The sequence below is a fragment of the Nocardia exalbida NBRC 100660 genome (genome assembly GCF_000308575.1).
Classification (GTDB): Bacteria; Actinomycetota; Actinomycetes; order Mycobacteriales; family Mycobacteriaceae; genus Nocardia; species Nocardia exalbida.
The window spans coordinates 62,599-76,885 of sequence record NZ_BAFZ01000023.1 but is presented as its reverse complement, the minus strand read 5'-3'; the positions used below and the strand labels follow the sequence as shown (position 1 = coordinate 76,885).

Sequence of the window (14,287 nt, the reverse complement as noted above, 5' to 3'; positions counted from 1 at the left end):
TCGTCGGGCACACCCCCGGCTGGAAACGAGCCCTTCAGCAGTTCGCCCTGATCTACGGCGACCGCATCACAGACCACACCGAAAAGTAGAATCAGAACCGATCGCCCTCACCCACAAAGGTTCTGACACTCCCCCACTCGCGGCCCCATGCGCATTAGTCCGCAGCTTGTGATGCGAGCGTCTTCACGGATGTAAGTAGAGGCGCTCGCAGGGCAAACGGGGTAGCCAGGCGGTATCGCCAGGAACAACGATGAGGTCGGCAGCGATGCGTACGGCGCGCCACTCTCGGATGAATCGCACGGCTGCGGTGTGGCAAGCGGCGAAGTCCAGACTCAGGTCGCCGAGCAGGACGCGCAGGTGGACATCGGGCTCCTCCGGACGCGGGGTGGTCACGTCGCCGGGTCGCATGGTGCAGCGGCCGATACGGGCTGCGCGGTGCGCGGAATCCTCAATCGCACCCGTCCAGCGGCGACGGCTTCGATCATGGCGTTGAACCCGTCCCAGTGCCGCACGTGGTGGAGCACCTGGTCCTCGGTGATTCCGCCGGGTTGCCGTTCCTCTCGACGGCAGCGCACGAAATCCGCGGTGAGCAAGCTGACCATCTCACCGTAGGAGTAATGCATCTCCTGTGCGTCCGCGGCAGGCCGGTAACCCTCTCGCCCCGCCGCTTCGAGCATGTCTTCCACATATCGGTCGATCGCCCAGATATGCAGGTCCATCAAATAGGCGAGCTGTCGGTCCATCGGACGAGCGGGCTTGCGGCTCTCGTAATGCCGCACCCACACGCCGAGCAGCCCCACGGCCGACACCATCAGCGCGTCCGCAGGCTCGATGCGGCAATTGAAGATATCGAAGAAGGCGCGGGTGCCGGGCAGGCGAAGTTCTAGGAATCGGCATTCGCTCGGATGAATTCGCGGATCGGTTGTCACCGAACTCCCCTGGCCCACGTGGATACTCCGGGAAGACCGAGGGCGGACAGGTTGATCGCTCGCGGCGGAAGGCATCTGCTGATCGCCGCGACCACCATCATCGCCGAGGGGCGGAAACAGTCCCGAGGCGGCTCGACCCAATGCCGTACCGCAGGAGGGCGATCGGCCGGTGACGGCAACGCGATCACGCGGCCATGGCCGTAAACCGTGACACCAGCCCGATACAACTGGGCGAACACAGCGGTCGAGTCCGGGAGATCGGGGCGCACGAGAAAGACCCAGCTGCGCGATCTCGGGTACGACACGATCGGCCCGGTAGCGCTTCCTCGCCGCCGGAGTTCTTCGCGGACCTCGTGGCCGAGATACGCCGCCATCCCCAAGCCCCATACGCTCCCAGCCGGGACCGTGATGCGTCCGGTGTGCGGGTCCACGCCTGCGGCGAGTCCGCCGATACGGCGGTAGAACGCGCACCTGGTGGTGGGAGTGTCCCGAAAGAAGCCTTCCTGCATGGTTTTCCCTTGCCGTCAAGTGAGTCGGAAGTGCGCCCTATCGCGGAATGCTTGCCGCTTGGCATCGAGAAAGTCCTGTTCAGCGGCCTGGCGCACGCACAGCACACCAGCCGGGCACCGCCCACTTCGACCTGATTCGCGTATTCCCGACAACTTCTCCGAAAGCCCAGGACAGCATCGACTTTCGGTGTATCAATGGATGCAGTTCAGACCGAGTGCTGGATTCATTCATCTGGGGGAATGCCGATGACCGAAGTCGAGTCGCCGACGCTGCTGCGCCGCCAGCTCGGCAGATTTCTGCGCGAGGCGCGGGAAGGCCGCGGCCTGACGATCGCCGTCGCCGCGACCGAAGTTCAACTCAGCTTCAACGGGCTACAACGCCTCGAAACCGGACGGGCGGTGAAGCCGCGCCGCCAGGACGTGCGCGAGCTGTGCATGCTCTACGAGGTGAACGCCGAGCAGACCGAACAGGCGGTGGGACTGGCGTCGCGTGCGGCGACGGCTCGTGACGAGGACGGCATCACTCCGCTCGGCGGACTCTTCTCTGATGCGTTCAACATGTACGTCGGGATGGAGCGGTCGGCGCGGCGGCTCACGTCTTACGAAGTCCAGGTACCCGGACTGCTGCAAACCGCTGACTACGCCCGCGCCTTGATCGGCGCGTTCCTGCACGATGGTTCCGCCGAGGAAATCGAACAACGCGTGCGAGTTCGCCTCAACAGGCAGGTGGCTGTCACCCGGAAGACCTGCCCCGTCGACCTTCACGTGCTTCTGGATGAAGCCGCGCTGTACCGGATGGTCGGCGGACCGAAGGTGATGGCCAACCAACATCGCTACCTGGCCGATGTCAGCACTCGACCGAACGTCACGCTGCGCATTCACCCGTACTCGGCCGGATACACGCGTGGCATCTTGCACGGTTCGTTCGTTCTCTTGGACTTCGGCACCAACAGCAAGGGATTGCCCATCGAACCGCCGGTCGTCTATCTGGACGGCGGGATGAGCAGCGATCTCTATCTCGAAAGGCCTGAAATAGTACGGCGTTACACTGAGATGGCCGAAGCCATCCGCCAGACGGCGTTGGACGAGAAGACCTCGCGAGACCTGCTCCGCCGGGTAGCAAGGAGTTATGACGGTGACCGTTGACCTATCCGGAGCCCGCTGGTTCAAGAGCAGCTACAGCGCCTCCAACGGCCAGTGCGTAGAGATCGCCCACCTGAACGACGGCACGGTAGGCATGCGCGACTCCAAGAACCCAACCGGCCCGGCCCTGACCTTCACCCCCGGCGCATGGGACACCTTCTTGACCGCAACCCAAGACGGCGAATTCAACCGCCACTGAACCCCTCGGGCCCGGCACCCACCCTCGCGTTGCCGGGCTCGATGCTGTCGCCCACTTCAGCGAATGATCGAGGGGCTATTGCCAAGTGGCGAAGAACATGCCCCAGCCGCAATGACGCGTCATCGGGCATCCCTCCGATGCGACGTCTCGACCTGCAACCGCAGAAGCAACTCCGCATCCCACCTTCTCACGCATGCAAGTAGGGATCGTCCGCCCAGGGATCACCATAGTTCTCATACGGATCGCCCAGCTCCCCCAACCGCCGTCTGCCACTTTCGGTCATGCGCGCCCTGAAGATCTCAGTGGAGCCGATCTCGCTGTCAGCAATGCTCAACTCGGGCATCCGGTTATAGCCATCGGAAATCAGCCTGTTGCTTCCCACGCACCGACACTCCATAGCTCCCACCCATTGCCGTCTCCAGGAGAGGCTCCGAGCTAGATGTATCGACCGAGGCCGTAGCTGTCCTCCGGATACAGATCAGAGATGCGCGAATTTCTACTCACTCTTCGGAGCCACGTAGCCGAAAAGCTGCTCGATTTGATCTATTCCTTCGCTCACTTCAGGCGAGAGCGACTGAATGGATATCTCACGAGCCTCCTGCAGGATCGGTATGCGACCGATGGTTTGCAACTCTTGCAGACGGTAGGCAATATAGTCCGAGTCGGGATCGTCGATACGTCTCCCCAACTCGCCCAAGATGGCCACGAGTCCGGCACGGCCACCGAAACGAGCCAAAACCTCCGTTGCCTCCAGTTCTACCGCCATATCATCGTCACCGAGAAGTTCAGCCAGTCGTTCGATCACTTGCTCCGATGGAAGCAATTTTCCGAGCTCGGTAGCCGCACCCTCACGGACCTTCCAGTCCGCCGAGTGCGAATCAGCCAGCACACGCGCTAGTTCCACACCGCTCCTGTCCGTAATCTCGTTCGATGTCCCGGGCTCATCCTCGCCGCTTGGACACCTGCCTGGCCGTAACCAAGCAGTTGGTGGCCGCTTGGTAGTAAGCCTTCGGATCGACAGCCAGAGCCGTCATACCCCGAGGATCCTCAAGCCTCTGCGACAGCGCCGGTGTAGCCATCATGGGCGAGCTTCACGGCTTCCTCCAGGGCCGTGAGCCCTTCGGTGATGTCGGTGGCTCCCGCCAACCACTCGTCGTGCGCTTCGCGGTAGGCCGCCATCGCCGCACCGGCCGACGCGGCGTCGACTTCCTTGACTTTCTGGTCGATCGCCGCCAGCTGGTCGGAAAGCAACCCCGCGAAGCCTCGGATCCGGGCGGCCAAGTTTTCGAGTTTGTCGAGATCGACCGAGAATGCCTCTGCGTCGGACATACGCTCCCCCTCAGGGCAGATCGAGCGAGCTGACGCCCGCCGCGAATGATTGATCGGCGCCACGCACGGTTGCTGCGGTGATGCCCAGCTTCCCCGCCAGCTCGAACAGCGCATCCCAGACTTGCACTGCGCCCTGATGGAACTCCTCCCATCCGACTGTGAAAGCGCGGGAATTGGTCCCCGTCCAACTCTCCAACATCTCTCGCACGTCGGTCTCCAATGTGGAGTATCCGTCCCGGCATTGAGTGGCAACCTCGAACGCCAAGCGTCCCAGTGCTTTGACCTCAGCGGTGTCGATCGACAGTGATGACTGTTCCCCCGTCACGCCTCTGTCCCCCTCTACCAGCGGATGATTCAGAAAATGTACCCCAGTCGCACATGCGCCGTCACTCATCGGAACTGGCATCCGCCCACGCTGTCGCGCACCTCTGTCACCGCTGGCCGCGGGCGTCGGTCAACGGCCGGGCGGCATCTTCTTCGACGGCACCGGCCGTGCCGGATCGGATATTCGCGTGTCACCGTCCGGGCTGGCAAGGCGCCGTTCCAAGGCGGTGAAAGCGGTGATCGCCTCAGGTGACTCGAAGGCCCTGTTGCGGCGACCCACACTCAGCTGGCGGAGGATTCCGGCGTCGGCCAAACGCTGCACAGCGGCATTGGTGGCGGGAAAACTGCGGCCGATCAGTGCCGCCGCCGTGCCGACGGTGAGGACCGGAGCTCCGACCAGCTTGCCGAGCAGCAGGTCCAGCGCGGAGTTCGCCCGCACCGGCGCCACTCGATCCCGCCAAGATTTCTGCAGATCGGCGGCCTTCATCTCGAATTCGGTAGCGTCCTGCGCCGCACGCGTGCAGGCGGCGGCGAAACGCGCCACCCAAATATTCAGGTCGTCGGTGGCCTGCTCGGAATCGGACGCGCCGACGTGCCGAAAGCGCGTCAGACCGTCGATGTAGCTGTCGCTCCATGTCGCAAGAATCAGCGACACGGGCGCGACGACGCGTTCAGCTACGCCGCGACGGCGCAGTATCAGATGGATCAACGCACGACCGGTTCGGCCGTTGCCGTCGATGAACGGGTGGATCGTCTCGAATTGCGCGTGGGCGATGGCTGCCTGTGCGACAGCGGGCAGATCCTCGGTATTGCAAAAGGAGATCAAGTCCTTCATCAGGCCGGGTACGAGTTCCGCCGGTGGTGGTACGAACGTGGCCGAGCAGGGATTGAAGGAGCTGCCACCGATCCAGTTCTGCACATCTCGGAAACATCCTCCGTGCTGTGCGAGCCTGGTGCCGGTGAGCAACCGTCGATGTATCTCGAGCAGGACATCTTCGGTAATCGATTCCCCCCGGCCAACCGCATTGGCGGCCACAGCCATGGCGTCGATATTCGCCAGCACCTCAGCGGCCGTCACATCCGATGATTCCCCCTCGAGCTGGCGCGCCGCTTCGGCGCGCAGCAGTCGACGTGCACCGACTACCAATCCCTCGATCCTGGATGATGCGATGGCCTCGGCGCGCAGCAGCAAACGAGACAGCGCTTCCGTCTCGACCAGCGCCGCCGCCTCCGTATCGAGACGGGTGATCGCCACCTCCGCATCGACGACGTCGGCTGCGGTTTCGCTGGTCAAAATGACGCGGCGACCGGATAACGGATCGGGCAGATACACCCGATACGTGCCGGAACCACGATCTCGGCGAGACAGGCCTCCGCCATCCAGATTGCCGACCCACCGCCGCTGCGCAAACTTTGCCATGAGGCCTCCTTATTTAAGGTTAACAGATAACCTTAAATAAGACTCCGCTCGGTTACTGCGGATCGAGAACGCGCTGGAATCGGTCTCGAAGCGGTGCGACCAGGTTCACGCGCCGACACCGGTGGCGGCGCGGAAATCTGTGGGGCGGATACCTCGGAGGCGCTTGAACGCCGCGCTGAAACCGAAAGCGTCCGCATAACCGACGGCCTTCGCCACCTGCGCCATCGTGAGACTCCGGTCGGCCAGCAGTTCCTCGGCCTCGTCCATCCGGCATTCGGTGAGGTACGCCAGGGGTGACTGGCCCATGACCTCGGAGAACCGCCGTGCGAACAACGCACGGGACACCCCCGCCTCGGCGGCCAGCGACGCGACCGTCCAACCGGCGGACGGCTTTCCGTGCATGGCCTCCAACGCCGGCCCGACCACCGGATCGGCCGGCCCGCGATACCACCCCGGCGCGTCGGCGTCCAGTTCCTCGAACCAGTCGCGCAGCGTACAGACCAGCGCCCAGTCGAGTAGCCGGTCCATCATCGCCTGCGCGCCGGCCGGACGCCGGGACGCATCCACGGCGATCGACTCCATCCACGCGCACACTTCCACATCGTCGGTCACCACCAGGACGGGCGGTAGAGCACGCAGCAGACGTTCGTGGCGTCGGCCGGACGCCCGATAGGCGCCCACGATCAGAGCCGTCGCACCGGCGGGGTCGTTCTCCCAGCGACCGCGATCGAGCGCGGGATCGCATTTCGCGTCCGGCGCGAAGCAGGCGACCTCGTATTCCTCGTGCGGCAGGTCGACAGTATCGGCGTGGTCGACGAGAACGAACGGTTGCGGGCCGCGCACGATCGCGGTGTCCCCCATAGTGATCCGACGTTCGAGACCGCCCGGCAGCAGCAGTGTCCCCGCACCGCGCAGCACGGTGACCATGATCAACGGCGCCTCGTCGGCGAATCGAATGCTCCACGGTGCTTCCAAGACCGCGGTGGTGAGCACAGCTCCCTCGGCGCGTATACCGCCCAGCAGTTTGCTCAGAGGATCCACACCATCGAGGGTAGACGAACTCCTATCAGATGTAGATCTTCACCCATAGATCGTCCATGGGTCAGGGTATGTAATGAAATCCGGACCGAACAACCGATCGTCCGGAACTCCGGACCCACAGTGGAGGCCACCTTGCCGCACAACCCGACCGTGGACACCGCGATCACCCGCACCGCGCTGGTCGTCGTCGCCCATCCCCGGCCCGATTCGCTGACCGCTCATATCGCCGAACTGGCCATCCGGCGGCTCACCGCAGTCGGCTACCGGATCGACCTGCTGGACCTGCACGCCGAGAACTTCGATCCCCGGATGACCGCCGCCGACCTCCCGGAATGGGGCAACCGGGAGAAGGCCTACTCCCCCGAAGTCGAGAGCCATATGCGGCGCATCCTCGACGCCGACGTGATCGTCGCGGTGTTCCCAGTCTACTGGATGCAGGTCCCGGCGATTCTGAAGGGCTGGATCGATCGGGTGTGGAACTACGGATTCGCCTACGGCCGCAGCAAACCCCGGCTCGCGGGCAAGCGGATGCTGTGGCTGGGCCTGGCGGGCGTGGCAGACGACGACGCGCTCGTCGGACCGATGCAGGATGCGCTCAGCGCGCAACTCGACGAAGGTATCGCCTACTACTGCGGTCTCACGCAGTCATCGGTGGGCTTGCTGCCCGGCGCGGAGGAAAAGCGGCAGCGCCTGGATGCCGCGGGCAACCTGCTGCTGGACGAGGCCCTCACCGGCGCGGCACGCGAGGCCCACTACGCGGACTTGGAGAGCCGGGCGCTGAACTTCGTCGACGATTTCCTCGCCGCCGACCGGGTTTCGGCCTGAACAGATCTCGACGTCGGGCACGTCCGCGGACATCGGCTACCACACCACGGTCACGCCGGACCTGAGCACGGTCTCCGCCACGCTGGATGTCGGCACGTTCCAGCTCGGTGAGACCTCGATCAAGGTCGTCGTGAACAAGGCCGGCGCGGCGGTCACCGAACTTCCGCGCACGCTGGCCACGCCGTCCGGCACCACCATCGCCCTGGATGCCAAGGTGTCCGAAGACGGCCGCACGCTGTCGGTGACGACCCCCGCAGTCTCGGCGGCGACGGGTGCGGAGCTGAAGGACATCGCGACCGATCCGGGCGCGCAGTACCCGGATCCGGTGATGAACGGCGCGGCCGCGGGCGCGGGCGTCGGTGCGGTCGCCGCCCTCATCACCTGCATTCCAACCCTGGCGATCTTCGTCGTCGGTTACGCGCTGTGCGCCGTGGTCGGCGTGGTGACCACCGCGATCCTGGGTGCCGTGATCGGCGCGCTCGTGGGTACGGTCGCGCCCGATGTCATCCCGCAGGTGCTGCCCTGACGGTCAGCGATTGACCTGCTGAGCTGAAGTCGGGAAGGGCGCTGCGGCGGAGACGATCCGCCGCGGCGCCCTTCGTGGTATCAACCCGATCACCCGCTGCGCCAGTCCACACTTCCTGGCCTACCACCCCGTGGATTCCACCTGCCGGGGCATCCCAGCAGGGTCTTGGCACATCTCGCTCCCACGTTTGTTCTTCTGCGTCGCACTTTCGTTGTGAGGCAGCGATTCCCGGTTCCGGTCGTTCGGTGTGTCGCTGCGGCCGACACTGGGCGGGCACACGTCAGCCGTGTCCGTGTGTGACCGAACGCACCATGGGAGACATCATGACCGAGCCCGTCGCTCAGCTGCCTACCGCTGGCGAGTTGGTTTTCGATACCTTCGACAGGATCCGTCGGCGTGGACCGATCGTTCCGATCGAACTGCCCGGCAATGTCGTGGCCTGGTTCGCCGTCAGCCACAAAGCGGTGAGCGAAATCCTCGCCGGAGACGGCACCGTCTTCAGCAAGAATCCGCGCAACTGTCCGGCGCTGCAGGACGGCACGATTCCAGCCGACTGGCCCTTGCGCGCGCTCACCGATATCGATCACATGATCAACATGGACGGTGAGGACCATCGACGGCTGCGGAGAACGATCAGCCAGGCGTTCACCCCTCGCCGAGTCGCCGCGCTCGAGCCCCGAATCCAGCAGATCGCCACCGAACTCCTCGACGATATTCCCAACCACGAGGCCGAAATCAATCTCGTCTCCAGCTACACCACTCCCCTGCCGGTGCGGGTGATCGGCGAACTGTTCGGTGTACCGGCGTCCGAACAACAACAATTCCGGATCTGGGCGTCCACGGTCATGTCGCATCTGAGCTCGGGCGACGAGATTCAGGCCGCGATGGCGGATATGCTCGGCTACCTCGCCGAACTCCTCGACCGCAAACGGCGCACACCCGGCGACGACCTCACCTCCGCCCTGCTGGAGGCCAACGAAGCGAACGGTTTGACCGACGACGAACTGGTCAACATGTTGTGGTTGGTGCTCATGGCCTGGCTGGTGACCCCACCCAGTTCTACGGCCCGAATTTCATCACCTGCGGGCCCCTCGCACTTCCCGCCCTGCTGGAACCCAGCGCGTAGTGCAGAGTGAATTCGGCACAGCCGGGGAGTTTTGCGCTTCTGCGAGACCCGATGTGTCCGTCGCCGACCGGAGTGACGCTCATGACCGACGCTGCGATCGAGCGTCGGTCACACCGATCGTTCGCAGCGTTTCCCGCTTGTCCCCTTCTCACGACGGGATATGCAGAACAGCTACAGGTCCTCCGAGGTGATGTTGAATCGTGAAGCCCCGAATTACACATCCGCCAAGGCGTCATCATGATGTACACCGAGCTTGTTACGAAAGACATCGACGAGTGGGAAGCACTCAGCGACAGCTTTCTGCCGTCCGAGTCCCGGTATCGTGATCCCCGCAACTGGTGGATCCGCGCCACCGTTCAGGACACTGTTGCGCACACTCTCCTGCGCTTCGACCAACGCAGCGAGCGTCTAGCCTGGCGGACCCCGTCACACACCCGGCAGGGCGGTAAAGACTACTGGTTGGTCGTGCCGCAGCGGGCTGTGGGGGGAGTCAACACCTTTGAAATGAACGACACGGTAATGCGCGTTCAAGGCACGCTACGGCGAAACACCCCGAGATTTCCAGAAGCGTCGATCGAGGGAACTGACCGATCGACTGGTGTCGGGCCATGACGGATCTCATCCAACTGCATTCGAAACCCACCACGCCGCCGGGGTTCCCACGGCGACCGGGCGCCGTTATGCCACGATGCCGCCGGTGGTGCGCTCTCCGACATGGTCGGACCGGGTGGGCACCGCGCTGGAGGGCGCCCTCACCGAAGGTACGCCCTCGCTGGCGGACGCCGCCCGACTCCTCGAGGTCGGGCCACGGACGCTCCAACGCCGGTTGGCCGACGAAGGAACAACGTGGAGCCGCGAACTGAACCAGGCACGCCGACGGTACCTCGACAACACCACCACATAAATCTCGCCGGGCAACTCGCGACAGGGCGAACCTCCTCGGCCGCGCAGGACGGGTGGGCGCGCCTCGAGCACGGCAGCGATGAGAGATAACAGAGAAACTCCTGGAGACAGCAAGGGCACGGACTCGTGTGAGTCCGTGCCCTCGCTGTTCGGTTATCCGGGTGCGCTCGCCAGAAGCGTCAGCTCACCAGGAGCTCTTGTGCACGCCCGGCAGCTCGCCCCGGTGCGCCATTTCGCGGAGGCAGACGCGGCAGAGGCCGAACTTACGGTAGACCGCGTGGGGGCGGCCACAGCGCTGGCAGCGGGTGTAGGCGCGGACAGCGAACTTCGGCTTGGCGTTGGCCTTGTTGACCAGTGCTTTCTTTGCCATGTGCTCAGTTCTCCTTGAACGGGAAGCCGAGGTGCTTGAGCAGGGCACGGCCTTCTTCGTTGTTGGTCGCGGTGGTCACCACGGTGATGTCCATACCACGCGGACGGTCGATCCGGTCCACGTCGATCTCGTGGAACATCGACTGCTCGCTCAGGCCGAACGTGTAGTTGCCGTTGCCGTCGAACTGCTTCGGCGACAGGCCGCGGAAGTCGCGGATACGGGGCAGCGCGATGGAGACCAGGCGGTCCAGGAACTCCCACATCCGGTCGCCGCGCAGGGTGACCTTGGCGCCGATCGGCATGCCCTCACGCAGCTTGAACTGCGCGATGGACTTGGTCGCCTTGCGGATCTGCGGCTTCTGGCCGGTGATCAGGGCCAGGTCCTCGACGGCGCCGTTGATCAGCTTCGCGTCACGGGCGGCGTCACCGACACCCATGTTGACGACGACCTTCACCACGCCGGGGATCTGCATCACATTGGCGTAACCGAATTCCTTATTCAGCGCGTCCTTGATTTCCTCGCGGTAGCGCTGCTTCAGCCGGGGCTGCACTTTTTCCGTCGTGGTCATGTCAGATGTCCTTCCCGTTCTTACGGGAGATCCGGACCCGCTTGCCGCTCTCCTCGTCGGTCCGGTAGCCGATACGGGCCGGCTTGCCGTCGGAGTCGACGACCATCACGTTCGAGACGTGGATGGGGGCTTCCTGGGTCACGATGCCGCCCGAGGAGGCGCCGCGCTGGTTGGCGGAGTTCGCGACGTGCTTCTTGATCCGGTTCACGCCCTCGACGAGGACCCGGTTCTCCTTCGGGTAGGCCTGGATGACCTTGCCCTTGGCGCCCTTGTCCTTGCCCGAGATGACGAGCACGGTGTCACCCTTGTGCACCTTCATGTCAGAGCACCTCCGGAGCCAGCGACACGATCTTCATGAACTTCTTGTCGCGCAGCTCGCGGCCGACCGGGCCGAAGATACGAGTGCCGCGCGGGTCGTTGTCCGCCTTGATGAGCACGGCCGCGTTCTCGTCGAACTTGATGTAGGAACCATCGGGACGACGGCGCTCCTTGGTGGTGCGCACGACGACGGCCTTGACGACGTCACCCCGCTTCACGTTGCCGCCGGGGATGGCGTCTTTCACGGTAGCGACGATGATGTCGCCGATACCGGCATAGCGACGCGACGAACCACCGAGAACGCGGATGCAAAGGATTTCCTTCGCGCCCGTGTTGTCGGCGACGCGCAGTCGCGACTCCTGCTGAATCACTTCAGCGTCCTCCTTGACCTGGACGTATGTGCACGCCGGATTGCCGACCCGACGGGCATGGTCGGTTGCCCTCCGGACGCGCGCCTGCCAGCGGTTTCCTCGGTTCGAGCAAGAAACGCGGAACCAACCACTGGGGGTTCACTGCCGGATTGCGGGCATAGCTCCCGCAGGCAACCGGTCTAGTGTAGGGGAACCCGCAGGTCGTTCCCAAATCGGGGCCACACGGCGGTGCCCGATTCCCCAATCCCGGCCTGCCCGGCGCCGCGCCGGTAGCCTCGTGTCCTGCAAGGCTGCCTTCGTACATCTGCGGCACCGCCGCGTCGGGGAGAGGATTCTCGTGACATCTACCGGTCGGCCAGCAAAGCTGGATCGTCGTGCCTTCCTGGTCGCCCTCGGGGCCGTGCCGGCCGCCGCGGCGCTGGTCGCGTGCTCGGACGACACCGAACCCGCGAGCAGGACGCTCACTGGCGTCGATCTCAGCGGCGTGGACGAGACGATCCGGCCGCAGGACGACCTGTACCGGCACGTCAACGGTAAATGGCTGCGGGAATACCAGCTGCCGCCGGACAAGGTCAGCTACGGCTCGGGCAGTGAGGCGGGCGAGCGCACCGAGCAGCAGTTGCGGGAGATCATCGACGGCATCCGGGACCCGAAACCCGGCTCGGAAGAGCAGCAGATCAGGGACCTCTACGACGCCAGGGTGGACTGGGACGAGATCGAACGGCTCGGCATGACGCCCCTGGCGCCGCTGTTCGCCAAGATCGATGGCGCCGCCACCAAGCCGGAGCTGGCGAAGGTGATGGCCGAACTGCCGATCGACGGGTTGATCGGGCTCGGCATCGGCGTCGACCGGAAGAACTCGAACGCCTACATCCCTTCGGTCGGCCAGGCCGGACTCGGCCTCGGCGAGCAGTATTACCGGAAGCCGGAATACACCGAGGTGCTCACGCAGTACCGGTCCTTCCTCGAGCGCATCGCCGCGGGCGCGGGGTTCGCCGATCCGGCCGGTCTCGCGCAGCGGGTGTTCGACCTGGAGAAGCGGATCGCGCCCGCACACTGGGACAACGTGCGCAACCGCGACACCGACGCGACGTACAACGTGTACAGCTGGGCCGATATGACCGCCCTCGCTCCGGGCTTCGACTGGGACCCGTGGCTGTCCGGGAACACCGACCGCCCGCGCGAGCTGTTCGCGACGATGGTGGTCAACCAGCCCTCCTACGTCACGGCGGCGGGCCAGTTGTGGACCGAAGTGGATATCGCGACCTGGCGGGACTACCTCAAGCTCTACGTGCTGCGTGAGTTCGCGCCCTACCTGCCCAAAGCCGTCAACGACGCGAACTTCGAATTCAAGGGCAAAGTGCTCAACGGGCAGGACGAGCGGCCCGAACGCTGGAAGTACGGGGTTTCGATCGTCGACGACAAGCTCGGCGAGCAGCTCGGGAAATTGTATGTGGCCAAGCACTTCCCGCCGGAGGCCAAGGAGCGGGCCAAGGAAATGCTCGCCGACGTCGTCGCGGCCTACCGGGAGAACTTCACCAATTCGACCTGGATGTCGCCCGCGACCAGGGCGGCGTCGCTGGCGAAACTGGACAAGATCGATCCCAAGATCGGCTATCCGGACAAGTGGGTCGACTACTCCAGGCTCCGGATCACCAGGGGCAAGCTGATCGAGTCGTTGCTCGCCATCAACGCTTTCGAGGTCAAGCGCGCGTTCGCGCGACTCGGCACGCCGGTCGACAAAGACGAATGGGGGATGTCGCCGCAGACGGTGAATGCCTACTACTCGTCGAACTCCAATCAGATCGTCTTCCCGGCGGCCTACCTCCAGCCGCCGTTCTTCGACAAGGACGCGCTGCCCGCGGTCAATTTCGGCGCGGTCGGGTCGACCATCGGGCACGAGATCGGCCACGGTTTCGACGACCAGGGCTCCAAATACGACGGGGACGGCAATCGCCGCGACTGGTGGGCGCCCGAGGACCGCGCCGCGTTCGACGCCAAGGCCAAGCAACTGGTCGACCAGTACAACGCGCTCGTGCCGGAGGGACTGGAACCGAACCAGCACGTCAACGGCGAACTCACCGTCGGCGAGAACCTCGCCGATCTGCGCGGACTCCAGATCACCTTGGCCGCTTTCCGCATCGCCGAGAAGCGCCGGGGTATCGACAATCCCGACTACCGCACCATGTTCCTGTCCTGGGCCCGCAGCTGGCGGGAGAAGCAGACGAAAGAACTCACCGTCCGCTACCTCAGCATCGACACCCACTCCCCCAACGAATTCCGCTGCAACCAGGTCGTCCGCAATCTCGACGAGTTCTACAAGACCTTCGAGGTGAAGGAGGGCGACAAGCTGTTCCTGCCCACCGATCAGCGGGTGACGTTCTGA

The 14,287-nt window shown here is 64.4% G+C and carries 19 protein-coding genes; 7 read left to right on the top strand and 12 right to left on the bottom strand.

Translation table 11 applies throughout. From position 1 onward, the window contains the following. Window positions 1–183: 183 nt before the first annotated feature. Together ON29_RS04635 and ON29_RS04630 are read right to left on the bottom strand one after the other, a co-directional pair. Complete coding sequence (locus tag ON29_RS04635) at window positions 184–393, bottom strand: hypothetical protein (RefSeq protein ID WP_157172653.1); 210 nt, start codon at window positions 391–393, stop codon at window positions 184–186. Next, a complete protein-coding gene (locus ON29_RS04630) occupies window positions 390–929 on the bottom strand; it encodes a hypothetical protein (RefSeq protein ID WP_157172652.1) in 540 nt (179 codons plus the stop codon). Before ON29_RS04630 ends, ON29_RS04635 begins: the two co-directional genes overlap by 4 nt. Before the next feature lie 755 nt (window positions 930–1,684). Here ON29_RS04630 and ON29_RS04625 point away from each other — a divergent pair. Together ON29_RS04625 and ON29_RS04620 are read left to right on the top strand one after the other, a co-directional pair. Next, entirely contained in the window at window positions 1,685–2,584 is a 900-nt protein-coding gene (locus tag ON29_RS04625; RefSeq protein WP_040864895.1) for a helix-turn-helix domain-containing protein, read from the top strand. Then, window positions 2,574–2,780, top strand: coding sequence for a DUF397 domain-containing protein (locus ON29_RS04620; protein ID WP_083863236.1), 207 nt, complete (start codon window positions 2,574–2,576; stop codon window positions 2,778–2,780). The genes ON29_RS04625 and ON29_RS04620 overlap by 11 nt, the downstream gene beginning before the upstream one ends. A gap of 187 nt (window positions 2,781–2,967) precedes the next feature. On the opposite strand, the gene ON29_RS35595 is transcribed toward ON29_RS04620, so the two are convergent. The 6 genes from ON29_RS35595 to ON29_RS04590 all read right to left on the bottom strand — a co-directional run bounded on the left by ON29_RS35595 (window position 2,968) and on the right by ON29_RS04590 (window position 6,894). Beyond that, on the bottom strand, window positions 2,968–3,162 hold the full coding sequence (locus ON29_RS35595) for a hypothetical protein (protein ID WP_157172651.1): 195 nt from the start codon (window positions 3,160–3,162) through the stop codon (window positions 2,968–2,970). Window positions 3,163–3,276: 114 nt separating this feature from the next. Continuing rightward, the gene (locus tag ON29_RS34450; RefSeq protein WP_040864873.1) at window positions 3,277–3,684 is read right to left on the bottom strand and encodes a HEAT repeat domain-containing protein; all 408 of its coding nucleotides are present in this window, start codon (window positions 3,682–3,684) and stop codon (window positions 3,277–3,279) included. A gap of 143 nt (window positions 3,685–3,827) precedes the next feature. After that, a complete protein-coding gene (locus tag ON29_RS04605; RefSeq protein WP_040864872.1) occupies window positions 3,828–4,109 on the bottom strand; it encodes a WXG100 family type VII secretion target in 282 nt (93 codons plus the stop codon). A gap of 10 nt (window positions 4,110–4,119) precedes the next feature. Then, window positions 4,120–4,434 (bottom strand): WXG100 family type VII secretion target, encoded by a 315-nt coding sequence (locus tag ON29_RS04600; RefSeq protein WP_040864871.1) that lies wholly within the window; start codon window positions 4,432–4,434, stop codon window positions 4,120–4,122. 129 nt (window positions 4,435–4,563) lie between these two features. Then, window positions 4,564–5,853 carry a Fic family protein gene (locus tag ON29_RS04595; RefSeq protein ID WP_040864870.1) on the bottom strand — a complete coding sequence of 430 codons (1,290 nt, stop codon included), beginning with the start codon at window positions 5,851–5,853 and terminating at the stop codon, window positions 4,564–4,566. A gap of 105 nt (window positions 5,854–5,958) precedes the next feature. Beyond that, entirely contained in the window at window positions 5,959–6,894 is a 936-nt protein-coding gene (locus tag ON29_RS04590; RefSeq protein WP_040864869.1) for an AraC family transcriptional regulator, read from the bottom strand. A 132-nt stretch (window positions 6,895–7,026) separates the two neighbouring features. Between ON29_RS04590 and ON29_RS04585 the strand changes: the two genes are divergently transcribed. The 4 genes from ON29_RS04585 to ON29_RS35590 all read left to right on the top strand — a co-directional run bounded on the left by ON29_RS04585 (window position 7,027) and on the right by ON29_RS35590 (window position 9,983). Continuing rightward, entirely contained in the window at window positions 7,027–7,719 is a 693-nt protein-coding gene (locus ON29_RS04585) for an NAD(P)H oxidoreductase (RefSeq protein ID WP_245548821.1), read from the top strand. After that, complete coding sequence (locus ON29_RS04580) at window positions 7,688–8,245, top strand: DUF8020 domain-containing protein (protein WP_505777037.1); 558 nt, start codon at window positions 7,688–7,690, stop codon at window positions 8,243–8,245. Before ON29_RS04585 ends, ON29_RS04580 begins: the two co-directional genes overlap by 32 nt. A gap of 323 nt (window positions 8,246–8,568) precedes the next feature. Continuing rightward, a complete protein-coding gene (locus ON29_RS04575; RefSeq protein ID WP_157172650.1) occupies window positions 8,569–9,381 on the top strand; it encodes a cytochrome P450 family protein in 813 nt (270 codons plus the stop codon). A 227-nt stretch (window positions 9,382–9,608) separates the two neighbouring features. Further along, entirely contained in the window at window positions 9,609–9,983 is a 375-nt protein-coding gene (locus ON29_RS35590; protein ID WP_157172649.1) for a hypothetical protein, read from the top strand. Between the two features lie 475 nt (window positions 9,984–10,458). On the opposite strand, the gene ON29_RS04565 is transcribed toward ON29_RS35590, so the two are convergent. The 4 genes from ON29_RS04565 to rplN are packed head-to-tail and all read right to left on the bottom strand — an operon-like array spanning window position 10,459 to window position 11,901. Beyond that, window positions 10,459–10,644, bottom strand: a complete 186-nt coding sequence (locus tag ON29_RS04565; RefSeq protein WP_014981705.1) for a type Z 30S ribosomal protein S14 — start codon at window positions 10,642–10,644, stop codon at window positions 10,459–10,461. A gap of 4 nt (window positions 10,645–10,648) precedes the next feature. After that, window positions 10,649–11,212, bottom strand: coding sequence for a 50S ribosomal protein L5 (gene rplE, locus ON29_RS04560; RefSeq protein ID WP_040864866.1), 564 nt, complete (start codon window positions 11,210–11,212; stop codon window positions 10,649–10,651). 1 nt (window position 11,213) lies between these two features. Further along, window positions 11,214–11,531: a 50S ribosomal protein L24 gene (rplX, locus tag ON29_RS04555; protein WP_040864865.1), complete on the bottom strand. Its 318-nt coding sequence runs from the start codon at window positions 11,529–11,531 to the stop codon at window positions 11,214–11,216. Between the two features lies 1 nt (window position 11,532). Next, window positions 11,533–11,901, bottom strand: coding sequence for a 50S ribosomal protein L14 (gene rplN, locus ON29_RS04550; protein WP_039795505.1), 369 nt, complete (start codon window positions 11,899–11,901; stop codon window positions 11,533–11,535). 337 nt (window positions 11,902–12,238) lie between these two features. On the opposite strand from rplN, the gene ON29_RS04545 reads away from it, so the two are divergent. After that, window positions 12,239–14,287, top strand: a complete 2,049-nt coding sequence (locus tag ON29_RS04545) for a M13 family metallopeptidase (RefSeq protein ID WP_245548820.1) — start codon at window positions 12,239–12,241, stop codon at window positions 14,285–14,287.

Bases quoted from the DNA above. Each gene is read 5' to 3' on its own strand.
- rplX (WP_040864865.1), bottom strand. From the start codon at position 11,531: ATGAAGGTGCACAAGGGTGACACCGTGCTCGTCATCTCGGGCAAGGAC.
- ON29_RS04625 (WP_040864895.1), top strand. From the start codon at position 1,685: ATGACCGAAGTCGAGTCGCCGACGCTGCTGCGCCGCCAGCTCGGCAGA.
- ON29_RS04595 (WP_040864870.1), bottom strand. From the start codon at position 5,853: ATGGCAAAGTTTGCGCAGCGGCGGTGGGTCGGCAATCTGGATGGCGGA.
- ON29_RS04605 (WP_040864872.1), bottom strand. From the start codon at position 4,109: ATGTCCGACGCAGAGGCATTCTCGGTCGATCTCGACAAACTCGAAAAC.
- ON29_RS35590 (WP_157172649.1), top strand. From the start codon at position 9,609: ATGATGTACACCGAGCTTGTTACGAAAGACATCGACGAGTGGGAAGCA.
- ON29_RS04565 (WP_014981705.1), bottom strand. From the start codon at position 10,644: ATGGCAAAGAAAGCACTGGTCAACAAGGCCAACGCCAAGCCGAAGTTC.
- rplE (WP_040864866.1), bottom strand. From the start codon at position 11,212: ATGACCACGACGGAAAAAGTGCAGCCCCGGCTGAAGCAGCGCTACCGC.
- ON29_RS04575 (WP_157172650.1), top strand. From the start codon at position 8,569: ATGACCGAGCCCGTCGCTCAGCTGCCTACCGCTGGCGAGTTGGTTTTC.